General features: G+C 62.3%; 24 protein-coding genes and 1 pseudogene. 21 read left to right on the plus strand and 4 right to left on the minus strand.

What is annotated here, in order from left to right; all coding sequences use genetic code 11:
* From JTY93_RS07760 to JTY93_RS07860, 21 genes and pseudogenes are all read left to right on the plus strand, one after another.
* Positions 1–1,989, plus strand: coding sequence for a heme lyase CcmF/NrfE family subunit (locus tag JTY93_RS07760; RefSeq protein WP_205476952.1), 1,989 nt, complete (start codon positions 1–3; stop codon positions 1,987–1,989).
* Positions 1,986–2,522 (plus strand): DsbE family thiol:disulfide interchange protein, encoded by a 537-nt coding sequence (locus JTY93_RS07765; protein WP_029292599.1) that lies wholly within the window; start codon positions 1,986–1,988, stop codon positions 2,520–2,522. The genes JTY93_RS07760 and JTY93_RS07765 overlap by 4 nt, the downstream gene beginning before the upstream one ends.
* On the plus strand, positions 2,519–2,992 hold the full coding sequence (locus JTY93_RS07770) for a cytochrome c-type biogenesis protein (RefSeq protein ID WP_205476953.1): 474 nt from the start codon (positions 2,519–2,521) through the stop codon (positions 2,990–2,992). The genes JTY93_RS07765 and JTY93_RS07770 overlap by 4 nt, the downstream gene beginning before the upstream one ends.
* A complete protein-coding gene (gene ccmI / locus JTY93_RS07775) occupies positions 2,985–4,178 on the plus strand; it encodes a c-type cytochrome biogenesis protein CcmI (protein WP_169994386.1) in 1,194 nt (397 codons plus the stop codon). Before JTY93_RS07770 ends, ccmI begins: the two co-directional genes overlap by 8 nt.
* A gap of 16 nt (positions 4,179–4,194) precedes the next feature.
* Complete coding sequence (locus JTY93_RS07780; RefSeq protein ID WP_205476954.1) at positions 4,195–4,590, plus strand: flagellar basal body L-ring protein FlgH; 396 nt, start codon at positions 4,195–4,197, stop codon at positions 4,588–4,590.
* Between the two features lie 236 nt (positions 4,591–4,826).
* Entirely contained in the window at positions 4,827–5,660 is an 834-nt protein-coding gene (gene phnC / locus JTY93_RS07785) for a phosphonate ABC transporter ATP-binding protein (protein WP_205476955.1), read from the plus strand.
* 32 nt (positions 5,661–5,692) lie between these two features.
* On the plus strand, positions 5,693–6,694 hold the full coding sequence (gene phnD / locus JTY93_RS07790) for a phosphonate ABC transporter substrate-binding protein (protein WP_205476956.1): 1,002 nt from the start codon (positions 5,693–5,695) through the stop codon (positions 6,692–6,694).
* A gap of 171 nt (positions 6,695–6,865) precedes the next feature.
* Positions 6,866–7,648 carry a phosphonate ABC transporter, permease protein PhnE gene (phnE, locus tag JTY93_RS07795; protein WP_205476957.1) on the plus strand — a complete coding sequence of 261 codons (783 nt, stop codon included), beginning with the start codon at positions 6,866–6,868 and terminating at the stop codon, positions 7,646–7,648.
* Positions 7,649–7,684: 36 nt separating this feature from the next.
* A complete protein-coding gene (gene phnF, locus JTY93_RS07800; RefSeq protein WP_205476958.1) occupies positions 7,685–8,389 on the plus strand; it encodes a phosphonate metabolism transcriptional regulator PhnF in 705 nt (234 codons plus the stop codon).
* Positions 8,390–8,400: 11 nt separating this feature from the next.
* Positions 8,401–8,838: a phosphonate C-P lyase system protein PhnG gene (gene phnG, locus JTY93_RS07805; RefSeq protein WP_205476959.1), complete on the plus strand. Its 438-nt coding sequence runs from the start codon at positions 8,401–8,403 to the stop codon at positions 8,836–8,838.
* A complete protein-coding gene (gene phnH / locus JTY93_RS07810; protein ID WP_205476960.1) occupies positions 8,838–9,428 on the plus strand; it encodes a phosphonate C-P lyase system protein PhnH in 591 nt (196 codons plus the stop codon). The genes phnG and phnH overlap by 1 nt, the downstream gene beginning before the upstream one ends.
* Positions 9,428–10,504 carry a carbon-phosphorus lyase complex subunit gene (locus JTY93_RS07815; protein ID WP_205476961.1) on the plus strand — a complete coding sequence of 359 codons (1,077 nt, stop codon included), beginning with the start codon at positions 9,428–9,430 and terminating at the stop codon, positions 10,502–10,504. The genes phnH and JTY93_RS07815 overlap by 1 nt, the downstream gene beginning before the upstream one ends.
* Positions 10,497–11,339 (plus strand): alpha-D-ribose 1-methylphosphonate 5-phosphate C-P-lyase PhnJ, encoded by an 843-nt coding sequence (locus tag JTY93_RS07820; RefSeq protein WP_205476962.1) that lies wholly within the window; start codon positions 10,497–10,499, stop codon positions 11,337–11,339. The genes JTY93_RS07815 and JTY93_RS07820 overlap by 8 nt, the downstream gene beginning before the upstream one ends.
* Positions 11,300–12,109, plus strand: coding sequence for a phosphonate C-P lyase system protein PhnK (gene phnK / locus JTY93_RS07825; protein ID WP_169956506.1), 810 nt, complete (start codon positions 11,300–11,302; stop codon positions 12,107–12,109). Before JTY93_RS07820 ends, phnK begins: the two co-directional genes overlap by 40 nt.
* The gene (gene phnL / locus JTY93_RS07830; RefSeq protein ID WP_205476963.1) at positions 12,106–12,828 is read left to right on the plus strand and encodes a phosphonate C-P lyase system protein PhnL; all 723 of its coding nucleotides are present in this window, start codon (positions 12,106–12,108) and stop codon (positions 12,826–12,828) included. Before phnK ends, phnL begins: the two co-directional genes overlap by 4 nt.
* Positions 12,818–13,963, plus strand: coding sequence for an alpha-D-ribose 1-methylphosphonate 5-triphosphate diphosphatase (locus tag JTY93_RS07835; RefSeq protein ID WP_205476964.1), 1,146 nt, complete (start codon positions 12,818–12,820; stop codon positions 13,961–13,963). Before phnL ends, JTY93_RS07835 begins: the two co-directional genes overlap by 11 nt.
* Positions 13,963–14,529, plus strand: coding sequence for a phosphonate metabolism protein/1,5-bisphosphokinase (PRPP-forming) PhnN (gene phnN / locus JTY93_RS07840; RefSeq protein WP_205476965.1), 567 nt, complete (start codon positions 13,963–13,965; stop codon positions 14,527–14,529). Before JTY93_RS07835 ends, phnN begins: the two co-directional genes overlap by 1 nt.
* Complete coding sequence (phnP, locus tag JTY93_RS07845) at positions 14,520–15,269, plus strand: phosphonate metabolism protein PhnP (protein WP_205476966.1); 750 nt, start codon at positions 14,520–14,522, stop codon at positions 15,267–15,269. The genes phnN and phnP overlap by 10 nt, the downstream gene beginning before the upstream one ends.
* Before the next feature lie 121 nt (positions 15,270–15,390).
* On the plus strand, positions 15,391–15,579 hold the full coding sequence (locus JTY93_RS07850; protein WP_029292612.1) for a type II toxin-antitoxin system HicA family toxin: 189 nt from the start codon (positions 15,391–15,393) through the stop codon (positions 15,577–15,579).
* 23 nt (positions 15,580–15,602) lie between these two features.
* Positions 15,603–16,007 carry a type II toxin-antitoxin system HicB family antitoxin gene (locus JTY93_RS07855; RefSeq protein ID WP_205476967.1) on the plus strand — a complete coding sequence of 135 codons (405 nt, stop codon included), beginning with the start codon at positions 15,603–15,605 and terminating at the stop codon, positions 16,005–16,007.
* Positions 16,008–16,343: 336 nt separating this feature from the next.
* Positions 16,344–17,831 (plus strand): annotated as a pseudogene (locus tag JTY93_RS07860) (M10 family metallopeptidase C-terminal domain-containing protein).
* 20 nt (positions 17,832–17,851) lie between these two features.
* Here the strand turns inward: JTY93_RS07860 and JTY93_RS07865 are convergent.
* From JTY93_RS07865 to JTY93_RS07880, 4 genes are all read right to left on the minus strand, one after another.
* Complete coding sequence (locus JTY93_RS07865; protein ID WP_205476969.1) at positions 17,852–19,048, minus strand: MFS transporter; 1,197 nt, start codon at positions 19,046–19,048, stop codon at positions 17,852–17,854.
* A 229-nt stretch (positions 19,049–19,277) separates the two neighbouring features.
* Positions 19,278–20,282, minus strand: a complete 1,005-nt coding sequence (locus JTY93_RS07870) for a sulfate ABC transporter substrate-binding protein (protein ID WP_169994372.1) — start codon at positions 20,280–20,282, stop codon at positions 19,278–19,280.
* 93 nt (positions 20,283–20,375) lie between these two features.
* Positions 20,376–21,200 (minus strand): ion transporter, encoded by an 825-nt coding sequence (locus JTY93_RS07875; protein ID WP_205475602.1) that lies wholly within the window; start codon positions 21,198–21,200, stop codon positions 20,376–20,378.
* Positions 21,201–21,231: 31 nt separating this feature from the next.
* On the minus strand, positions 21,232–22,107 hold the full coding sequence (locus JTY93_RS07880; protein WP_205475601.1) for an urea transporter: 876 nt from the start codon (positions 22,105–22,107) through the stop codon (positions 21,232–21,234).
* Positions 22,108–22,222 lie beyond the last annotated feature (115 nt).

The following is a 22,222-nucleotide window of genomic DNA, read 5'->3' on the forward strand; positions in this document are numbered from 1 at the left end:
ATGACCTCTACATTGTTTATCCCCGAGTTGGGCCAGTTGGCGATGATCCTCGCCCTGTGCTTTGCCATCGTCCAGGCCATCGTGCCGCTGCTGGGCGCCTGGCGTGGCGATCGGCTGTGGATGAGCCTGGCGCAACCCGCCGCCTGGGGCCAGTTCGCGTTCCTGGCGTTCGCCTTTGGTTGCCTGACCTATGCCTTTATGACCGACGACTTTTCCGTCGCCTATGTGGCCAGCAACTCCAACAGCGCCTTGCCCTGGTACTACAAATTCAGCGCCGTCTGGGGTGCCCACGAAGGTTCCCTGCTGCTGTGGGCCTTCATCCTCGGCGGCTGGACCTTTGCGGTGTCGGTGTTCTCCCGGCAGTTGCCGCAAGTCATGCTGGCGCGGGTGCTGGCGGTGATGGGCATGATCAGCATTGGCTTCCTGTTGTTCTTGATCATGACTTCCAACCCGTTCGAGCGGATTCTGCCGCAGATTCCCGTGGACGGTCGCGACCTCAACCCGCTGCTGCAGGATATCGGCCTGATCGTCCACCCGCCGATGCTGTACATGGGTTATGTGGGCTTCTCCGTGGCGTTCGCCTTTGCCATCGCCGCCTTGCTCGGCGGGCGTCTCGACGCCGCCTGGGCGCGCTGGTCGCGGCCGTGGACCATCGTCGCCTGGGCCTTCCTGGGTATCGGCATCACCCTGGGCTCGTGGTGGGCCTACTATGAACTCGGCTGGGGCGGCTGGTGGTTCTGGGACCCGGTGGAAAACGCCTCCTTCATGCCCTGGCTGGTGGGCACGGCGCTGATTCACTCCCTGGCAGTCACGGAAAAACGCGGCGTGTTCAAGAGCTGGACGGTGTTGCTGGCCATCGCCGCCTTCTCCCTGAGCCTGCTGGGCACCTTCCTCGTGCGTTCCGGCGTGCTGACCTCGGTGCATGCGTTCGCCGCCGACCCTGAGCGCGGCGTGTTTATCCTGATCTTCCTGCTCTGCGTAGTGGGCGGCTCGCTGACCCTGTTCGCCCTGCGTGCGCCGGTAGTCAAGAGCCACGTGGGGTTCAATCTGTGGTCGCGGGAAACTCTGCTGCTGGGTAATAACCTGGTGCTGATAGTTGCCGCTTCGATGATCCTGCTGGGCACCTTGTACCCGCTGGTACTCGATGCCTTGACCGGCGCCAAGCTGTCGGTCGGCCCGCCGTACTTCAACGCCTTGTTCATCCCGTTGATGGGCCTGCTGATGGTGGTAATGGCCATTGGCGTGCTGGTGCGCTGGAAAGACACCCCGGTCAAATGGCTGCTTGGCATGCTGACCCCGGTGCTGCTGGGCAGTGCCGCCTTGTCGGTGATTGCCGGGATTGCCTACGGCGACTTCAACTGGGCCGTGCTCGCGACCTTCATGCTGGCGGCTTGGGTGTTGCTGGCCGGTGTGCGCGATATCTTCGACAAGACCCGCCACAAAGGCCTGATCAAGGGCCTGCCGACCCTGACCCGTAGTTACTGGGGGATGCAGATCGCCCACATCGGCATTGCCGTGTGTGCCCTGGGCGTGGTGTTGTCCAGCCAGAACAGCGCCGAGCGCGACCTGCGCCTGGCCCCTGGCGAGTCCATGGACCTGGCCGGTTACCAGTTCGTGTTTGAAGGTGCCAAGCATTTTGAAGGGCCGAACTTCACCTCCGACAAAGGCACCGTGCGCGTGGTGCGCAACGGCAAGCAAATCGCCGTGCTGCACCCGGAAAAGCGCCTGTACACCGTACAGAGTTCGATGATGACCGAAGCCGGGATCGACGCCGGGTTCACCCGTGACCTGTACGTGGCATTGGGCGAACCGTTGGGCGATGGCGCCTGGGCTGTGCGGGTCCACGTCAAGCCGTTTGTGCGCTGGATCTGGTTCGGCGGCCTGCTGACCGGCTTCGGTGGGTTGCTGGCTGCGATGGACCGGCGTTACCGAGTCAAGGTCAAGAGCCGAGTGCGTGAAGCCCTTGGCATGCAAGGAGCCGCTGTATGAAGCGTTGGTTGATGGTATTGCCGCTGGCGCTGTTTCTGCTGGTCGCGGTGTTTTTGTATCGTGGCCTGTACCTGGACCCGGCCGAGCTGCCGTCGGCGATGATCGGCAAGCCGTTCCCGGCGTTCTCGCTGCCGACGGTGCAGGGCGACAAAACCCTGACCCAGGCCGATCTGATCGGCAAACCGGCCCTGGTCAACGTGTGGGCCACCTGGTGCATCTCATGCCGTGTGGAACACCCGGTGCTGAACAAACTGGCCGAGAAGGGCGTGGTGATCTACGGCATCAACTACAAGGACGACAATGCGGCGGCCTTGAAGTGGCTGGCGGAATTCCACAACCCGTACCAGTTGGACGTGCGCGATGAAGACGGCAACCTGGGCCTGAACCTCGGCGTCTACGGTGCCCCGGAAACCTTCTTTATCGACGCCAAGGGCGTGATCCGCGACAAGTTCGTGGGGGTGATCGACGAAGTGGTCTGGCGCGAACAACTGGCGGCCAAGTACCAGGCCCTGGTGGATGAGGCCAAGCCATGAAGCGTTGGCTGACCGCTGCTGTATTGGCGCTGGGGCTGGTGGGCGTGGCCCATGCCGCCATCGATACCTATGAATTTTCCAAGGATGGCGACCGCGAGCGTTTCCGCGAATTGACCAAGGAACTGCGCTGCCCCAAGTGCCAGAACCAGGACATCGCCGACTCCAACGCGCCGATTGCCGCCGACCTGCGCAAAGAGATTTTCCGCATGTTGGGCGAGGGCAAGGACAACCAGCAGATCATCGACTTCATGGTTGATCGCTACGGTGATTTCGTCCGTTACAAGCCGGCGCTGACCGGCAAGACCGCCTTGCTCTGGTTTGGCCCCGCCGCCCTGTTGCTGGGCGGCCTGGTGGTCATGGCCGTGATCGTCCGCCGTCGCCGTGCGGCTCCCACCGATGGCAGCGACGCGCTATCTGCCCAAGAGCGCCAACGCCTCGACCAACTGCTGGACAAAAAAACTGATGATTGATTTCTGGCTCGCAGCTGGCCTGCTGCTCCTGGTTGCCTTGAGTTTCCTGTTGATCCCGGTGTTGCGCGTACGTCGCGCCCAACGTGAAGAAGACCGCACCGCGTTGAACGTCGCGCTGTATCAGGAACGTGTTGCCGAACTGCAAACCCAACAAAGCGAAGGCGTGCTCAACGCGGCGCAACTCGACACCGGTCGTGCCGAAGCCGCCCGTGAATTGCTGGCCGATACCGAAGGCGTGGAAAAGCCCCGGGAATCGCGCCTGGGCAAACCGCTGCCACTGCTGGCCGCGGTGCTGGTGCCGGTATTGGGGCTGGCGCTGTACCTGCATTACGGCGCCATCGACAAAGTTGAACTGACCCGCGAGTTCGCCGAGCCGCCGGTGTCCCTTGCCGACATGACCCAGCGCCTGGAGCGGGCAGCGGCGGCGCAACCGGATTCGGCCGAAGGCCTGTACTTTCTGGGCCGCGCCTACATGGCCCAGGACCGTTCAGCCGATGCCGCCAAGGTCTTTGAGCGCTCCGTGGCCCTCGCCGGTCGCCAGCCAGAATTGCTCGGGCAGTGGGCCCAGGCGCAGTACTTTGCCAACAATAAACAGTGGTCGCCGCAGCTTCAGGCCTTGACCGACGAAGCGTTGAAGCTCGATCCGAAGGAAGTCACCAGCCTCGGCCTGCTGGGCATCGCCGCCTTTGAGGGCCAGCGTTACCAGGAAGCCATCGACTACTGGAACCGCCTGTTGGCCCTGTTGCCGGAGCAGGATAACTCCCGCGCAGCGCTGCAAGGCGGCATCGACCGCGCCGCCGAGAAGTTGAAAGAAGGTGGCGGTGTTGTCGCCCCGATCGTCAAGAGCGCCGTGATGAAAGTGCGGGTGGACCTCGCCGCCGACGTCAAAGCCCGTGCGCTGCCGACCGACAGCGTCTTCATCTTCGCCCGCGCCGTTTCTGGCCCGCCGGCGCCACTGGCGGCCAAGCGCGTGACCGTGGCCGACCTGCCGGTGACCGTTGAACTGGGCGATGCCGACGCGATGATGCCGCAGTTGAAACTGTCCAACTTCGCCGAAGTCCAACTGGTTGCGCGCATCTCACGGGCCGGTCAACCAACTGCCGGCGAGTGGATCGGCCGCAGTCAGCCCCTGGCCAGCAGCACCACGGCGACCCAGCAGTTGACCATCGACAGTCCGGATCAATAATTTCGAGGAAACGCCCATGACCGCCATCGCTCGTATCACTCTGCTCAGCCTGGTATTGGGCTTGAGCGCTTGCGCGGTTCATCGGCCACCACCAGCCCCTACGGGCCCGACCATTCCACCGTCGGGCCCGTCGACCCAGCCGAGCAGCAAACCCAGCGGCCCGGTCATCGCCCCGCCCAAGCCCTTGCCGAGCAAGTCCCCAACCTTCGCCCCGCCTCCCGGCGCTGCCAGCCATTGGGACGGCAAGATGCAGGTCTACGTGCTGGACGAACAACCGGACACCTTCTACCGCCAGCGCACCTACTACCGCTGGAGCAACGGCTGGAGCCGGTCCATCAGCCCCAACGGGCCATGGGAAGAGACGAATGTGCAGGGCGTACCGCCCGGGCTGAGCAAGCAGTACGCGCAATGACACAAGGCGACCTTCGGGTCGCCTTTTTTTCTGACTTGAAATCCAATCCAAATGTGGGAGCAGGCAAGCGAGTTCCCGCAGGAGAACCATGCGCGTCCGCCAACCTTTCATAAAACGTTCATCAAACCGCCCCTCTGTAGTCATGTGCAAGTCATAGGTCTGACACCTCCCGCGCCTACTGTCGTTTGAACTCAAACGCAGCCACGCAAGGCTGTTCAAACCAGACAGAGAAGCCCATGACTCCCGCTATCCATGTCGATCACCTGAACAAGACCTTTGCGAAGAAAACTGCATTGGTCGACCTCGAACTCACCATCGCTAGCGGCGAGATGGTGGCCCTGATTGGTGCTTCCGGCTCCGGCAAGTCCACGTTGTTGCGCCACCTCGCAGGCCTGGCCTGTTGCGACAAGGGCAATGGTGGCAGCGTCAAGGTGCTGGGCCGGGAGGTGCAGTCCAGTGGGCGGTTGAATGGCAAGGTGCGGCGGCTGCGCGCGGATATTGGCTATATCTTCCAGCAGTTCAACCTGGTCAATCGCCTGAGTGTGATCGACAACGTGCTGCTCGGCTGCCTGGGCCGAGTCCCGCGCTGGCGCGGCAACCTCGGGTTGTTCAATGCCGAGGAAAAGCAGTTTGCCATGGAGTCCCTGGCCCGGGTCGGCCTGGCGGACCTGGCCCAGCAGCGCGCCTCAACCTTGTCCGGTGGGCAGCAGCAGCGCGTGGCGATTGCCCGCGCGTTGACCCAGCGGGCCGAAGTGATCCTCGCCGACGAGCCCATTGCCTCCCTGGATCCCGAGTCGGCGCGCAAGGTCATGGAGATCCTCGCCGATATCAACCGTCGCGACGGTAAGACCGTGGTGGTGACCCTGCATCAAGTCGATTACGCCATGCGTTATTGCCCACGCGCCGTGGCGCTCAAGGGCGGGCGCATTCATTTCGATGGGCAGGGCCGCGAGATGAACAGCCAATTTCTCAACGATCTGTACGGTGCCGACGTTGACACCAGCCTGATGTTTTGCGAGCCGCCGCGCCGTTCCGAGCTACCCCAGCGCCTGGCCCTGGCCCGCGCTTGAACCCCCACTCACGATCCCTAGGAGTCGCCTGCATGTTGAACCGTATCGGTCATGTTTTCCTGTCCGCCGTGTTGTTGGCCAGTGTCGCCATGGGCAATGCCCAGGCCGCCGAGAAGGCCATCAACTTCGGCATTATGTCCACCGAGTCTTCCCAGAACCTCAAGAGTATTTGGCAGCCGTTTCTCGATGACATGCACAAGCAGACTGGCCTGACCATCAACGCTACCTTCGCCTCTGACTACGCCGGCCTGATCCAGGGCATGCGCTTTAACAAGGTCGATGTGGCCTGGCTCGGCAACAAGGCGGCGATGGAAGCGGTGGACCGCTCCAACGGCGAAATCTTCGCCCAGACCGCTGCCGCCAACGGCGCCGCTGGCTACTGGAGCCTACTGATCGTACGCAAGGACAGCCCGCTCAACTCCGTCGAAGACATGCTCAAGAACGCCAAGAGCCTGACTTTTGGCAATGGCGACCCGAACTCCACCTCGGGCTACCTGGTGCCGGGCTACTACGTGTTCGCCAAGAACAACGTGGATGCTGCCACCGCCTTCAAGCGCACGCTCAACTCCAGCCATGAAGTCAACGCACTGAGCGTGGCCAAGGGGCAGTTGGACGTGGCCACTTTCAACACCGAAAGCTGGGACCGCCTCGAAGTAACCCAACCGGACAAGGCCGCCCAACTCAAGGTGATTTGGAAGTCTCCATTGATCCCCGCCGACCCGCTGGTCTGGAGCAAGGCCCTGACTGACAGTGAGAAGACCAAGATCCGCGATTTCATCTTCAGCTACGGCGACACCGACGAAGAGAAGGCGGTGCTCAAGAACATGCAGTTGGGCAAGTTCCTCGCCTCCAACGACGACCAGTTGCTGCCGATCCGCCAGTTGGAACTGTTCAAGCAGCGCACCACCGTCAGCGCCGACAGCAAGCTGGCCGAGGCGGACAAGGCCAGGAAGCTGGCAGAGATTGACGCCGACCTGGCCAAGCTGCAACAGCGCTTGGCCGAGCTGGACAAGAAAACTGCCGCCAACGGCTAACCACCTCTGGGACCTGAGCCTATGTGGGAGCGGGCTTGTCGGATCGGCGCACCGCCGTGAAAGCGCTGGATCAGTCGCTGGATGTGTTGAATGACACGCCGCATTCGCGAGCAAGCCCGCTCCCCCACAAGCCCGCCCAGGTCCAGCTCCAACATTTATCGAGAGTGATCCATGACTACCTTGCACGCTGAAGCCGTCGGCAAGCGCACCTGGCCGCAATACCTGGGCTGGGGTCTGTTTCTGGTGCTGCTGGCCTGGGCCTGGAAAGGCGCGGAAATGAACCCGTTGGCGCTGTACCGCGACTCGGGAAACATGGCGACCTTCGCCGCTGACTTCTTCCCGCCGGACTTCCACGAATGGCGCTCCTACCTCAAGGAAATGATCGTCACCGTGCAAATCGCCCTTTGGGGCACGGTGCTGGCGATTGTCTGCTCGGTGCCCCTGGGCATCCTCTGCGCCGACAACATCACCCCCTGGTGGATTCACCAACCCCTGCGCCGGGTGATGGATGCCTTGCGCTCGATCAACGAAATGGTGTTTGCGATGTTGTTCGTGGTGGCGGTCGGTCTTGGTCCGTTTGCGGGTGTGCTGGCCCTGTGGATCAGCACCGTCGGGGTGCTGGCCAAGCTGTTTGCCGAAGCTGTCGAGGCCATCGATCCAGGCCCGGTGGAAGGGGTACGCGCCACCGGTGCCAGCGCCTTGCAAGAGGTGATCTACGGTGTGCTCCCGCAAGTGATGCCGTTGTGGGTGAGCTACGCGCTGTACCGCTTCGAGGCCAATGTGCGCTCGGCGACGGTGGTGGGTATGGTCGGCGCCGGCGGCATCGGCGTGATCCTGTGGGAGAACATCCGCGCCTTCCAGTTCGTGCAGACCTGCGCGGTGCTGCTGGTGATCATCGTGGTGGTGAGCCTGATCGACGTGCTGTCCCAGCGCCTGCGCAAGCGGTTTATCTGACCTTGGAGGGGTGCCTGCGGGCGCTTTTTTTTAAGTATGCAGTTGTCTAGACAAGATGAGCCGGTGTACCGCGAACTTGCCGATATCCTGCGCCGTGAACTCAGCGGCTACCAAGCCGGGGAGTTCCTGCCGGGCGAGGTGCAGTTGGCCGAACGCTTTGGCGTCAACCGCCACACCCTGCGCCGCGCTATTGATGAGCTGGTGTTCGAAGGCAGCCTGCTGCGCCAGCAGGGCAAAGGCACTCAGGTGCTGGATCGACCGCTGATTTACCCGATGGGCGCCGACACCGCCTACAGCCAATCACTGTCGGCCCAGGGGCATGGCGTGCAGGCGCTGCTGCTCAAGCGCCGCTACTGCTACGCCAGCCGCGAAGAAGCGCAGCACCTGGGCATCGCCGAAATGGCATCGATGATCGAGCTGCAAACCCTGCGCAAGCTCGACCAGCAGCCCGTCAGCCTGATCCGCCATCGCTACTGCGCCAGCTACGCGCCGTTGCTGGCCGATTACAACGGCGGCTCCCTGCGCCAGTACCTGCGCGAGCGCGACGTGCCGCTGACCCGCACCCAGAGCCTGATCGGTGCGCGCCTGCCCAGCCGCGACGAAGCCGCGCTGCTGATGATGCCTCGGCACTTGCCGGCCTTGACCGTATTCACCCTTTCCCGCGATCGCGATGGCCGCCCGGTGGAGCTGGCGCAGTCCACCAGCCGTTCGGATCGCTTCCAGTACCAGGTGGTGACTTGATGGAGAACCCGATGAATCTGTCCCCGCGTCAGCATTGGATTGGCGTACTTGCCCGTGCCCAGCTCAATGAACTGCAACCCCATGAAGCGGCATTGAAGGACGCCGAGTACCAACTGATCCGCGCTCCGGAAATCGGCATGACCCTGGTGCGCGGGCGCATGGGCGGCAATGGCGCGCCGTTCAACGTCGGTGAAATGACGGTGACTCGCTGTGTGGTGCGCCTGGCCGATGGCCGCACCGGTTACAGCTACCTGGCCGGGCGCGACAAGGCCCACGCCGAACTGGCGGCCCTGGCCGATGCCCATCTGCAAAGCACGCAGCCGAGCTCGTGGCTCAGGGACTTGATCAGCGCACTGGCCCAGGCCCAAGCCCGGCGCCGCGCGCAAAAAGAAGCCGACACCGCGGCCACCAAGGTCGAGTTCTTCACCCTGGTGCGAGGAGAAAACTGATGCACGCTCAATTATTGCAGCCGGCGTTTGTCGACCCGGTGCTGGATGCCCAGCGTAGCTTTCGTGCAGCGCTCAAGGCCTTGGCCGAGCCGGGTTTGATCCAGCACCTGCCAGCAGCCCCGCACCTCGATGGCCTGGCGCCCGCCACCTACGCCTTGTGCCTGGCGCTGCTGGATGTCGACACGCCGCTGTGGCTGGCACCAGGCTTCGACACGCCACTGATCCGCGCCAACCTGGCCTTCCACTGTGGCTGCCCCTTGGCCGCGCGTCGGGAGGAGGCTGCGTTTGCGTTGCTCGGCGAACCGGACCTGCTCGACCTGAGCGGCTTCGACCACGGCAATGATCGCTACCCGGACCAATCCTGCACCTTGCTGGTCCAGCTTGCCGCCCTGGATGCCGGGCGTGGCTTGCTCTGGCGCGGCCCGGGCATCCAGGCCCAACGCTCAGTCGCGCTGCCGCTGCCGCCGGCTTTTTGGCTGGAACGCCAGCGCCGCGAGGCTTTTCCCCGAGGCCTGGACGTGTTGTTCAGCGCCGGCGATCAACTGCTCGGTTTGCCGCGCAGCACCCGCATCACACAGGAGCACGCCTGATGTACGTAGCCGTCAAAGGTGGCGAGCAGGCCATCGACAATGCCCACCGCCTGCTGGCAAAAAAACGCCGGGGTGATCCTGCCGTGCCTGAGCTTCGCGTCGAGCAGATCCGCCAGCAACTGCCCCTGGCCGTGGCGCGGGTGATGACCGAAGGTTCGCTGTACGACGAAGAACTGGCCGCGCTGGCGATCAAGCAGGCGGCAGGGGACCTGGTGGAAGCGATCTTCCTGCTGCGTGCCTACCGCACCACATTGCCGCGCTTCAGCCCGAGCCTGCCGATCGACACCGCGCAGATGTCGTTGAGCCGGCGGTTGTCGGCCACTTTCAAGGATTTGCCCGGCGGCCAATTGCTTGGCCCGACCTTCGACTACACCCATCGCCTGTTGGATTTCGCACTGCTGGCCGAGGGCGAGTACCCAGGCCCGCAGACCACGTCGGATGCGCGCCTTGAACCGTGTCCACGAGTGCTGGGGTTGCTGGCCAAAGAGGGCTTGATCAAGCACGAAGCCGATGACCACGCCAGCGTCGCCGATATCACCCGCGACCCGCTGGAGTTCCCCGCTAGCCGTGCCGAGCGCCTGCAAGCCCTGGCCCGTGGCGATGAAGGTTTTTTGTTGGCGCTTGGTTACTCGACCCAGCGTGGCTACGGGCGCAATCACCCGTTTGCCGGGGAGATTCGCATCGGTGACGTAGAGGTTTGGATCGAACCCGAGGAACTGGGCTTTGCTATCTGCCTGGGCAGCATTGAAGTCACCGAGTGCGAGATGGTCAACCAGTTCGTCGGCTCAGCCACTGAGTTGGCGCAGTTCACCCGCGGCTATGGTCTGGCGTTTGGACATGCCGAGCGCAAGGCCATGGGCATGGCTCTGGTAGACCGCTCGCTGCGTGCCGAGGAGTACAGCGAAGAGATCGTCTCGCCGGCCCAGCGTGAAGAGTTCGTGCTGGCCCACTGCGATAACGTCGAGGCGGCCGGTTTTGTCTCGCACCTCAAATTGCCTCACTACGTGGACTTCCAGGCCGAACTGGAACTGATCCGCAAACTGCGCCAACCGGCCGAGGGCAACCGCCATGAATGACGCCGCCTACAACTTCGCCTACCTCGACGAACAGACCAAACGCATGATCCGTCGCGCCTTGCTCAAAGCGGTGGCGATCCCCGGTTACCAGGTGCCCTTTGGCGGGCGCGAGATGCCGTTGCCCTATGGTTGGGGCACCGGCGGCATGCAATTGACAGCGGCGATCCTCGGCGCCGACGACGTACTCAAGGTCATCGACCAGGGCGCCGACGACACCACCAACGCCGTGTCCATCCGTCGCTTTTTTGCGCGCACCGCCGGCATCGCCACCACCGAAGCCACTCCCGACGCCACGGTGATCCAGACCCGCCACCGCATCCCGGAAACCCCGTTGCAGGCGGGGCAGATCATGGTCTACCAGGTGCCGATCCCCGAGCCGCTGCGCTTTATCGAACCCTCGGAAACCGAGACCCGCACCATGCACGCCCTCAACGATTACGGGGTGATGCACGTAAAACTCTATGAAGACATCGCCACCTTCGGCCATATCGCCACCGCCTATGCCTACCCGGTGATGGTCGACGATCGCTATGTGATGGACCCCTCGCCAATCCCCAAATTCGACAACCCCAAGCTCGATATGAGCCCGGCATTGATGCTGTTTGGTGCTGGTCGCGAAAAGCGTCTGTACGCGGTGCCGCCATACACCCAGGTCAGCAGCCTGGACTTTGAGGACCACCCTTTTGAAGTGCAGAAGTGGGAACACCACTGCGCCATCTGCGCCAGCCATGAATCATTCCTCGACGAGCTGATTCTCGATGATGCCGGGACCCAGAGTTTCGTGTGTTCCGACACCTGGTACTGCGCCCAACGGGTCAAGGAGAACAACCAGTGAGCCAGCCGCTATTGCAAGTGCGCGACCTGTCCCTGCTGTACGGCCCGCAGAAGGGCTGCCAGGAAGTGAGTTTTGATCTGTACCCCGGTGAAGTGCTGGGGATTGTCGGCGAGTCCGGCTCGGGTAAATCCACCTTGCTTTCGCTACTCAGCGGGCGCTTGCCGCCCCAGGCCGGCAGCGTCGGCTACCGCAGCAAGGACGGCGAATGGCTGGATCTCTACAGTGCCAGCGAAGCCGAGCGCCGTACCTTGCTGCGTACCGAGTGGGGCTTTGTTGAACAGAACCCCCGCGACGGCCTGCGCATGGGCGTGTCGGCCGGCGCCAACATTGGCGAACGTCTGATGGCCCAGGGCGTACGCAATTACCAGCAACTGCGCGGTGCCGGCCTGGATTGGCTGGGCCAGGTGGAGATCGATCCGCAGCGCATCGACGACTTGCCGCGCACCTTCTCTGGCGGCATGCAGCAGCGCCTGCAAATCGCCCGCAACCTCGTTTCCAGCCCGCGCCTGGTGTTTATGGATGAGCCCACCGGTGGCCTGGATGTGTCGGTGCAGGCGCGCCTGCTTGACCTGCTGCGTGGCCTGGTGCGCGAGCTGGACCTGGCGGTGGTGATCGTCACCCATGACCTGGCGGTGGCGCGCCTGCTGGCCGACCGCCTGATCGTGATGCGCCGCTCGCGGGTGGTGGAAACCGGGCTGACGGACCAGATCCTCGACGATCCACAGCACCCTTACTCTCAACTGCTGGTGTCTTCGGTATTGCAGCCATGACGAATGCCTTGATCGAGGTCCGTGACCTCTCGAAAACCTTCACCTTGCACCAGCAGAACGGCGTGGTGCTGAATGTGTTGCGCGGGGTGGATCTATGCGTGCAGGGCGGTGAGTGCCTGGTGCTCCACGGCCAGTCCGGTGCCGGTAAAAGTACCTTGCTGCGCACCCTCTACGGTAACTACCTGCCAGCGGGCGGCAGCATTCGCCTGCGTCACGATGGGCAATGGCTGGAATTGGTAGGCGCACAGCCCCGGGACATTCTCCAGGTACGCCAGCAGACCCTGGGCTATGTCAGCCAATTTCTGCGGGTGATCCCGCGGGTGGCATGCCTGGATGTGGTGATGGAACCAGCGCTGGCCCGGGGGTGGCCCAAACCTCAAGCGCAAGCACGGGCCGAGCACCTGCTGGCGCGCCTGAATATCCCGCAGCGCCTGTGGCAATTGGCGCCGGGCACGTTCTCGGGGGGCGAGCAGCAGCGGGTCAATATCGCTCGCGGCTTCATGGTGGACTGGCCGGTGATGTTGCTCGACGAACCGACAGCCTCGCTGGATGACAGCAACCGTCAGGTTGTCCTGGAACTGATAAACGAAGCCAAGGCGGGCGGTGCCGCACTGATTGGCATCTTCCACGACCGCGCTGCCCGTGAAGCGGTGGCCGACCGCCATTTGGACATGACTGCCGCTGTTATCAACGATGAGGACTACGCCGATGCCCGCTGAACAGATCCTCAGCAATGCCCAGTTGGTCACCGCGGATCGTGTATTTCTAGGCAGTGTGGTGCTGCGGGACGGGGTGATCGTCGACCTCGCCGAAGGCCGCAGCCAGTTGCCCCAGGCCCAGGATCTGGGCGGCGATTTCCTACTGCCGGGGCTGGTGGAGTTGCACACCGACAACCTGGAAAAACACATGACCCCACGCCCCGGTGTGGATTGGCCATCGACCTCGGCCGTGCTTAGCCATGACGCGCAGATCATTGCGGCGGGTATCACCACGGTGTTTGATGCGGTGTCCATCGGCGACGTGAACCCCAAGGGCAACCGCATGCAGAAACTGCCGGCGATGCTCAATGCCATTGCCTCGGCGCAAGAGGCCGGCCTGACCCGTGCCGAACACCGCCTGCACCTGCGTTGCGAGCTGTGCCATCCGGACACCTTGAGCGTGTTCCGCGACCTCGTGGAAAACCCGCTGGTGCAACTGGTGTCGGTGATGGACCACTCGCCGGGCCAGCGCCAGTTTGTGCTGGAGGCCAAGTACCGCGAGTACTACATGGGCAAGTATCACCTGGACGAGGCAACCATGGATGCGTTCGTAGTGCTGCAAGTGGCCAACTCCAAGGCCTACAGCGACCGCTACCGCGCCGCAATCGTCGAGCATTGCCTGGCGCGTGGCCTGTCGGTGGCCAGCCATGACGACGCGACCCTGGCCCATGTCGAGGAGTCGGCGCGCTACGGCATGAGCATCGCCGAGTTTCCCACCACCCTGGAAGCGGCGCGCGGTTGCCGGCAATTGGGCATGAAAGTGCTGATGGGCGCGCCGAACGTGGTGCGTGGCGGGTCCCACTCGGGTAATGTGGCCGCCGCCGGCCTGGCTGCCGAAGGATTGCTGGATATACTTTCCAGTGACTACTACCCGGCCAGCCTGTTGCCAGCGGCCTTTGCCCTGGCGTCCCAGGACAATGACTGTGATCTGCCCCAGGCGATCCAAATGATCAGCCTGGCCCCTGCGCAGGCAGCGGGCCTCAGGGATCGCGGGGAAATTGCCGTGGGCCTGCGTGCGGACCTGGTGCAAGCCAGGGCTCAGGGCGGGCTGCCGGTAGTCCAACAAGTCTGGCGACAAGCCAAGAGGGTGTTTTGATGGCGGGCAGGTTGATCTATCTCATCGGACCATCGGGTTCGGGCAAGGACAGCCTGTTGGAGGCCGCGCGCGCGCCATTGGCCGAGCGCGGCTGCCGCATTGTGCGGCGGGTCATCACCCGTTCGGCGGAAGCGGTGGGTGAGGCCGCTCAGGGCGTAAGCCCCACGCAATTTGCGACATTGCAAGCCGAGGGCGGCTTTGCTCTGAGTTGGCATGCCAATGGTTTGTCTTATGGCATTCCACGGCAGATCGACGACTGGCTGGCGGCCGGTGACGATGTGCTGGTCAATGGCTCCCGTGGGCATTTGGCGCAAACCCGTGCGCGTTATCCGACGCTGTTGGTGGTGCTGCTGACGGTGGATCAGGCGGTGTTGCGCCAACGCTTGCTGGCGCGGGGCCGTGAGTCGGTGGCAGAAATCGACGCACGCCTGGCCCGCAACGCTCAGTTCAGCGATAGCCTGAAGGCCGCGCCGGGGGTGTTCCTGCTGGATAACTCCGGGCCGTTGGCGCACACCGTCGCCCGGTTGCTCGCTTGTCTGGACGCGGGGCAGTCGGCATGCGCTTGACCCTGCTGGGCACCGGCGATGCCCGCCAAGTTCCGGTGTATGGCTGCGAATGCGCGGCCTGTGCCCTGGCGCGCAGCGATGAACGCTTGCGCCGCCGCGAGTGCAGCGCGCTGATCGAGTGCGGCGAGCAGCGCTGGTTGATCGACAGCGGGCTGACAGACCTGACCGAGCGCTTCGCGCCACGCAGCCTCAACGGCATTCTGCAGACCCACTACCACGCCGATCATGCCCAGGGCCTGTTGCATCTGCGCTGGGGCCAGGGCCTGATCATTCCCGTGCATGGCCCGGCAGACCCCGAAGGCCTGTCGGACCTGTACAAACACCCCGGCATCCTTGATTTCAGCCAGCCCTTTGCCGAGTTCGAGACTCGGCAGTTTGGCGAGTTGGCGGTCACCGCGTTGCCTCTGCAACATTCCAAGCTGACGTTCGGTTATCTGCTGCAAGGGCAGGGGCGGCGCCTGGCCTATCTGACCGACACTACGGGCCTGCCGCCGGCGACCATTGCCTGGTTGCGGCGCGAGCCCCTGGACGTAATGGTCATCGACTGCTCCATGCCACCCCAACCCCAGGCGCCGCGCAATCACAATGACCTGACGTTGGCCCTGCACTGCATCGACGCGTGCGGCGCCGAGCTTGGCGTGTTGACCCACGTCGGGCACACGTTGGATGCCTGGCTGTTGCAGCATCGCGCTGAACTGCCGGGGCATGTGACGGTGGGCTGGGATGGGCGGGTGCTTTAACCCAAGTCCTGCGGCTTTTCAATATCCGGCAAAACAACCGCCAGTCAGCCTCGATAAATCTGTGCTTGAGTAAAGATAACTCTAGGGTTACTTTTATTCAGGCCGGAGCAAGGAGGCTGTGGTGCAAAGCAGGCTATTGATCAAGGAACTGCAAGCGGCGGGCTGGGTGCTGGATCGGGTCACGGGCAGCCATCATATTTTCACTCATCGCTATAACCCGTACACGATACCGGTGCCCCATCCCAAGAAGGACCTGCCCTTGGGCACCGTACGAAGTATCAGGCAGCGCGCCGGGCTGTTTTCGTTCTAGAGCGGTTTTTCAGGAGAATATTCATGCAATACCCAATCTGTATCGAATGGGGCGATGACTTTACCGCCACCGGTATCCAGATCCCCGACATTCCTGGTGCAGTGACCGCCGGGGACAGTTTTGAAGAGGCGTACAACGCAGCGGTCGAAGTGGCGCACATCATGCTGCAGGAGATGGCGAGTGAAGGCCGGGCGATTCCCATGCCGACCTCAGTCGCGGCGTACCACGGCAACGACGAATACGCGGGCATGGGCTGGGGCATGCTGGAGCTCGATATCTCGCCTTATCTGGGCAAGACCGAGAAGGTCAATGTGACATTGCCAGGCTATGTGATCCAGCGCATTGACCGGTATGTGCGCGAACACAAGGTGAAGAGCCGCTCGTCATTCCTGGCGGATGCGGCGCTGGAGAAGTTGGTGCGTTCTTAGGTGTGCACGGCGGAATGTAGATCGGATGTTTCTTGAACTGCTGACGATTTGGCTTAAAAAATTCTCTGCCTTTTTGCGTTTTTTTATGGCTGTCAGCGACTTGAACATGAATTCTCGAGACTGATTAACCCGCAGGTTTTGTAAGAATCCATGTGTTTTGTCAGCAAACCAGACGGCAGGCCAACGCGTTTCAATCAGACGCAAAGCGCGGGTGGCGGGGTGATTTCCTGCATGAAAGATTAGGCGCGGATGACGGTGACCGATGCAGCTTTCTGCGATGAAAGTTGACGCATTGGAAACCTGTTATCCCAGCCATCAATCGATTCGGAGATCACCATGAGTCAAATCAACAACGCGGCTACCCAGCCTGGTTGCCGCTCGCCAGAACTGTATGGAGCGGCCAAGGAGCAGTTTTCCGCTCGCGGGAAACGCTCTATCAGTACTGATCAGGCTGCCCAGTACCTTACGCGAGAGGGGACGCGCTTTCATGATCGGGATAAGGATGGCAAGACCCAGGTTTCTTTCAGCTTGAGTGGTTTCACCGAGCAGCAAAAAACCTGTGCCCGCCGGGCGATGCAGGCTTGGCAAGACGTGGCCGATATCAGTTTTCATGAGAATGCCCGAAAGGCTGACGGTTCTATTCATGTATCCGGCGCCAATCACATGGACAGGGGCGTGGCATGGCGATCTGGAGCGCAAAACGCCAAGACGAGTGCGCTGATCGGCACCAAAGGCGTGTCAAATGACCCAAAGCTTGGGAGCCATTTTCACACCACGATGATTCACGAGATCGGCCATTGTCTTGGGCTTTCACATCCCGGTGATTACAACGGCGGCGGATCGTACGTGAACAGTGCCAAGTTTGCGCAGGATACAAAGGCTGGCACCGTCATGAGTTATTGGTCTGAACGCGAGAACGCTGGTCACGACTTCAAAAACAAGGGGCCCTCGGCGCCCATGATGTACGACATCGCGGCGGTCCAGAGGCTTTACGGTGCCAACCACGCTACCCGCAACACTGACACGACCTATGGCTTCAATTCCAACACCGGGCGCGAGGTGCTGAGCCTCAAGAGCGCTGCTGATTCAGCCGTATTTTGTGTGTGGGACGGTGGTGGGAACGATACGTTGGATTTTTCCGGGTATTCGCAGAACCAGAACATTAATCTCAATGAGCAATCCTTCTCGGACGTTGGGGGAATGAAAGGTAATGTTTCCATCGCCAAGGGCGTGACACTGGAAAAATGCCATCGGCGGTTCAGGCAGTGACGTGCTGACGGGGGAACAATGCGGACAATCGTCTGAAGGGAGGAGGGGGGCAAGACAGGCTGAAGGGGGGGAGGCGGCGCTGACACATTTGTCTATGACAAAGCCAGCGAGTCCACGCCGAAGAACCCAGATCTGATCGAGGACTTCACCAGTGGTGTCGACAAGATCGATGTATCCGGCGCCTTGCGAGAGGCCGGGATCAAGGACCTCAACTTCTCCAGTCAATTCAGTGGGCGACCCGGTAGTGCAGTGTTGAGCCACGATGCGAGTACAGGGCGTGGCAGCCTGGCTATCGACATGAGTGGAAACGGCCAACCTGACTTGCTGGTAAACACCGTGGGCAAGATTCAAGCAAGCGATGTAGTGACGAGTGCGCAGGCGCCAAAACCATCACCATCACCATCACCGGCACCGGCACCGGCACCGGCACCGGCACCGGCACCGGCACCTGCTCCCTCTCTACTCGCATCGCTGACGAGTATGCTGCAGACCGCTCTCATGATGATGCAGGGGCTCTTGCGCCTGTTGGAGAGAAGCCAGGCGGGGCACAGGTAAACGCTAGGCGTTGGCCAATATCAGGCGCTCACTGGTGAGGCGACTCTGGACACTCTCAGGAACCGCACCAGCGCCACCAGCGGGAACAGGCTGCCGACTACGACCACTCCAAGCCAGCCGCCATGTTCGTACACGCTGCTGGCAATCGCCGAGCCGAAGGCGCCGCCGATGAAGATGCTGGTCATGTACAGCGCGTTCAAGCGGCTGCGGCTGCTGGCGTCGAGGGCATAGATGGCGCGCTGGCCGAGGACCATGTTCATCTGCACGCAGAAATCCAGGACCACGCCAGTCACTGCCAGGCCAATCACGCTGTAGATCGGGTGGATAAACGCCGGCAGAAAACTCAGCGCGGCAAACAGCATCGCCAGTAGCGAGGCGCGCTGGGTATGGCCGGCATCGGCCAGCCGCCCGCTGATGGGGGCGGCAATGGCGCCCAGGGCACCGACCAGGGCAAACAGGGCAATCTCGCTCTGGCTCAGGCCGTGGTTACGCGACAGCTCCACGGGGACGGCGGTCCAGAACAGGCTGAAGGCGGCAAACATACAGCCCTGGTAGAACGCCCGCTGACGCAGCAACGGTTGCTCGCGCAGCAGAGTGCCCAGCGAGCCCAGCAACTGGCCGTAACTGGCGCTGTGATCGGGCTGGCGCTTGGGCACGGTCAACAGCAGTACCACGCTGATCAGGGCCATCATCGCCGCAGCAACCATGAACATCGCGCGCCAGCCGAAGTGGTCAGCCACCAGGCTGGACACTGGCCGTGCCAGCAGGATGCCCAGCAACAGGCCGCCCATGATGCTGCCCACCACCCGGCCACGGGATTCGGCGGGCGCCAGGTGCGCGGCGAGGGGGATCAGGATCTGCACCGACACCGAGCTGAAGCCGATCAGCAACGACACCAGCAGGAACAGGTTCGGCTGCTCGGCGAAGGCCGCACCCAGCAGGCTGGCGATGGCGACCACGGTGGTGGTGATCATCAGCCGGCGGTTTTCCAACAGGTCGCCCAGTGGCACCAGGAAGAACAGGCCCAGGGCATAACCGATCTGGGTCAGGGACACGATCAGGCTGGCCATGGCGGGTGTCAGGCCGATATCCGGGGCGATCAGTTCAATGATCGGTTGTGCGTAGTAGATATTGGCAACGATAGCGCCGCAGCAGAACGCGAACAGCAGCACCATGCCACGGGTCAGGGTGGTGGTCGCGGGTGGGGTAGCGATCATGGTGTTCTCGTTAAAGCGGGGAAGGAGGACGTGAAGAGTAAAGGGTAGGCGAAGGAGGGGGTAAAGTGTTACTGATGATTTCAGTCATGCCTGGCATTGATGCCTTGCGCGCAAGCCAATGTGGGAGCGGGCTTGCTCGCGAATGCGGTGTATCAGTCAAAAACTATTTGTCTGACCCACCGCATTCGCGAGCAAGCCCGCTCCCACACAAGCCCGCTCTCACATTCAGTTATTGGCCGTTGTAGATCTGGTCGAACACCCCGCCATCATTGAAGTGCGTCTTTTGCACGGTGCGCCAGTCACCAAAGGTCTTCTCCACCGACAGGAAGTCGACTTTCGGGAAGCGGTCGGTGTACTTGGCCAGCACCTTCGGGTCCCGTGGACGCAGGTAGTTGTTGGCTGCAATTTCCTGGCCTTCTGCCGACCACAGGTACTTCAGGTAGTCCTCGGCCACCGCACGGGTGCCTTTCTTCTCGACGACCTTGTCGACCACCGACACCGGTGGCTCGGCTTCGGCAGAGACGCTTGGGTAGATCACTTCGAACTGATCGCGGCCGAATTCACGGGCAATCATTTCTGCTTCGTTTTCAAAGGTCACCAGCACGTCGCCGATCTGGTTGGTCATGAACGTGGTCGTTGCGGCACGGCCACCGGTATCGAGCACCGGTGCCTGCTTGAACAGCTTGCCGACAAAATCCTTGGCCTTGTTTTCATCGCCGCCGTTCTTCAGCACATAGCCCCAGGCCGACAGGTAGGTATAGCGACCGTTACCGGAAGTCTTGGGGTTGGGCACGATCACCTGCACGCCATCCTTGAGCAGATCGGGCCAGTCTTTCAGGGCCTTGGGGTTGCCCTTGCGCACGATAAACACGGTGGCGGAAGTGAACGGCGCACTGTTGTTCGGCAGGCGGGTGACCCAGTTGTCCGGCACCAGTTTGCCGTTGTCCGCCAGGGCGTTGATATCGGTGGCCATGTTCATGGTGATGACGTCAGCCGGCAGCCCGTCGATGACCGAACGCGCCTGTTTGCTGGAACCGCCGAAGGACATCTGCAAGGTCAACTTGTCGTCCGGGTGCTCGGCCTGCCAGTGCTTCTGGAACGCGGCGTTGTAATCCTTGTAGAAGTCGCGCATCACGTCATAGGAGACGTTGAGCAGGGTGGTCGAGGCGGCCTGGGCGCCGATAGACAGGGCAAGGCCAGCGGCCAGGAGAGAAGCGCTAACGAGTTTTTTCACTGCTCATTCCTTGTTGTTCGAGAAGGTAGTGGCTTATAGCCCACGACTATAGCCGGGGCTGCATAGACGTTTAAAGATTAAAAAGAACTTTGCTTATTCCACTTTCTGATAGAGCCCGTTGCCGCAGCGTGAACAGAAGGCCGCGTTGGGTTCATGGCTGCTTTTCTTGCACACCGGGCAATCGTGTTGCAGTTGCTCGCCGCGCATGGCGTTGGCCAGTTCGGCGGTGAAAATCCCGGTGGGCACGGCGATGATCGAGTAACCGGTGATCATCACCAACGATGAGATCACTTGGCCCAGCGGGGTCTTGGGCACGATGTCGCCAAAGCCCACAGTGGTCAGGGTCACGATAGCCCAGTAGATGCCTTTGGGGATGCTGGTAAAACCGTGCTCCGGGCCTTCAATCACGTACATCAGGGTGCCGAACACCGTCACCAGGGTGCAGACGCTGACCAGGAACACCACGATCTTCTGCTTGCTGCCGCGCAGTGCCGACATCAGGTAGTTGGCTTGCTTGAGGTACGGGCTGAGCTTGAGCACGCGGAAGATCCGCAACATGCGGATGATGCGGATAATCAGCAGGTACTGCGCGTCGCTGTAGTACAGGGCAAGGATGCCGGGGACGATGGCCAGCAAGTCCACCAGCCCATAGAAACTGAAGGCATAGCGCAACGGCTTGGGCGAGCAATACAGGCGCAGGCCGTATTCGATGGCGAAGATCAGCGTGAAGCCCCACTCGATATAGGCCAGCACATTGGCGTAGTTCTGGTGGACCTGGTCGATGCTGTCGAGCATCACGATCACTATGCTTGCGAGGATGATCAGTAACAGGATGCCGTCAAAACGCCGCCCGGCCGCTGTGTCGCTCTGGAATACCATGACGTAAAGCCGCTGGCGCCAGTCGTTGTTGCTGTCCATGAAGTCCGCCTGAATCGAAGATCTGCGAAGCCTAGGGGGATTCGAACGGGCTGTCCATGTTGGCCCTGTGCCGCAGGCGCAGCGTTGCGCGCACCAGCCAGCAGGCAAGGATAAACGGCGCTGTCAGCGGCGCCAGGTGCAGGCCGGCAAAACCTGGGGCGAGCAGGCTTGCCAGGAGGATGCCGAGCACCGGCAGCCAGGGTTGGCGCCGGTACTGGCTGAGGGCCAGGGCGGCAAGCGCCGGGTTATAGCTATGTAGGCCGAGCAGGGCGCCGGCGGGGTCGTCGAGCAGCAGGCCGAGTGCCACGCCGCTGCTGGCGCCGAGCATCGCCCACAGCGCCGCGCGAGGGCTGGCCAGCAGCAGGCCAATGGCGATCAGCAAGCCGGCCAGTGGTTGATCCAACAGTATGATCTGGCCCAGGCCGACCAGTGGGGCGCCGAGCCAGGCGAGGGAGTCCGCTGGGGTTACCGGCAGCGCGGCGGGTGAGACCGTGCCGAGCAACAACCAGCCGATGGCCACGAAGGGCACGGTATAGGCCGGCAGGTCATCGCCATGGACCATGCGCTTGACCCATTGCCGGGTCAGGATCGCACTCAGGCCACCGCACGCCAGGATCAGCGGCGGTACCAGCGCCGACCAGGCGAAGTGCTGACTGATCAGCAACCCCAGCAACACACCGTTATAGCTATAGAGCCCGGCCTGGCGCTCGGCCTTGGGATAGTCGCGGCGCTGGGCGGTGAGCAAGCCGGCGACCCCGCCCAGCAGTGCACCGCCGAGCAGGGCCGGAGCGCAGGTGAGGATCGCCAGCAGGCACAGCAGGCCACACAGCGGGTGGCGCTGCAGGAATATCTGGCTGAAGCCGTTGAGCAGGGCTTCGGCCCAGTCGGGGCAGGTTGGGTTGGGCATGGTGGGTAAGTCAGTAAGACCGAGTTGCCCCCATCGCGAGCAAGCCCGCTCCCACATTTTGATCTGCGAATACGGTGAAATGTGGGAGCGGGCTTGCTCGCGATGGGGCCAGAAC

The organism is Pseudomonas hygromyciniae (assembly GCF_016925675.1).
GTDB classification, from domain to species: domain Bacteria; phylum Pseudomonadota; class Gammaproteobacteria; order Pseudomonadales; family Pseudomonadaceae; genus Aquipseudomonas; species Aquipseudomonas hygromyciniae.

Coding starts and splice junctions, on each gene's coding strand:
- JTY93_RS07760 (WP_205476952.1), top strand. CDS start 1: ATGACCTCTACATTGTTTATCCCCGAGTTGGGCCAGTTGGCGATGATC.
- JTY93_RS07765 (WP_029292599.1), top strand. CDS start 1,986: ATGAAGCGTTGGTTGATGGTATTGCCGCTGGCGCTGTTTCTGCTGGTC.
- JTY93_RS07770 (WP_205476953.1), top strand. CDS start 2,519: ATGAAGCGTTGGCTGACCGCTGCTGTATTGGCGCTGGGGCTGGTGGGC.
- ccmI (WP_169994386.1), top strand. CDS start 2,985: ATGATTGATTTCTGGCTCGCAGCTGGCCTGCTGCTCCTGGTTGCCTTG.
- JTY93_RS07780 (WP_205476954.1), top strand. CDS start 4,195: ATGACCGCCATCGCTCGTATCACTCTGCTCAGCCTGGTATTGGGCTTG.
- phnC (WP_205476955.1), top strand. CDS start 4,827: ATGACTCCCGCTATCCATGTCGATCACCTGAACAAGACCTTTGCGAAG.
- phnD (WP_205476956.1), top strand. CDS start 5,693: ATGTTGAACCGTATCGGTCATGTTTTCCTGTCCGCCGTGTTGTTGGCC.
- phnE (WP_205476957.1), top strand. CDS start 6,866: ATGACTACCTTGCACGCTGAAGCCGTCGGCAAGCGCACCTGGCCGCAA.
- phnF (WP_205476958.1), top strand. CDS start 7,685: ATGCAGTTGTCTAGACAAGATGAGCCGGTGTACCGCGAACTTGCCGAT.
- phnG (WP_205476959.1), top strand. CDS start 8,401: ATGAATCTGTCCCCGCGTCAGCATTGGATTGGCGTACTTGCCCGTGCC.
- phnH (WP_205476960.1), top strand. CDS start 8,838: ATGCACGCTCAATTATTGCAGCCGGCGTTTGTCGACCCGGTGCTGGAT.
- JTY93_RS07815 (WP_205476961.1), top strand. CDS start 9,428: ATGTACGTAGCCGTCAAAGGTGGCGAGCAGGCCATCGACAATGCCCAC.
- JTY93_RS07820 (WP_205476962.1), top strand. CDS start 10,497: ATGAATGACGCCGCCTACAACTTCGCCTACCTCGACGAACAGACCAAA.
- phnL (WP_205476963.1), top strand. CDS start 12,106: ATGACGAATGCCTTGATCGAGGTCCGTGACCTCTCGAAAACCTTCACC.
- JTY93_RS07835 (WP_205476964.1), top strand. CDS start 12,818: ATGCCCGCTGAACAGATCCTCAGCAATGCCCAGTTGGTCACCGCGGAT.
- phnN (WP_205476965.1), top strand. CDS start 13,963: ATGGCGGGCAGGTTGATCTATCTCATCGGACCATCGGGTTCGGGCAAG.
- phnP (WP_205476966.1), top strand. CDS start 14,520: ATGCGCTTGACCCTGCTGGGCACCGGCGATGCCCGCCAAGTTCCGGTG.
- JTY93_RS07855 (WP_205476967.1), top strand. CDS start 15,603: ATGCAATACCCAATCTGTATCGAATGGGGCGATGACTTTACCGCCACC.
- JTY93_RS07865 (WP_205476969.1), bottom strand. CDS start 19,048: ATGATCGCTACCCCACCCGCGACCACCACCCTGACCCGTGGCATGGTG.
- JTY93_RS07875 (WP_205475602.1), bottom strand. CDS start 21,200: ATGGACAGCAACAACGACTGGCGCCAGCGGCTTTACGTCATGGTATTC.
- JTY93_RS07880 (WP_205475601.1), bottom strand. CDS start 22,107: ATGCCCAACCCAACCTGCCCCGACTGGGCCGAAGCCCTGCTCAACGGC.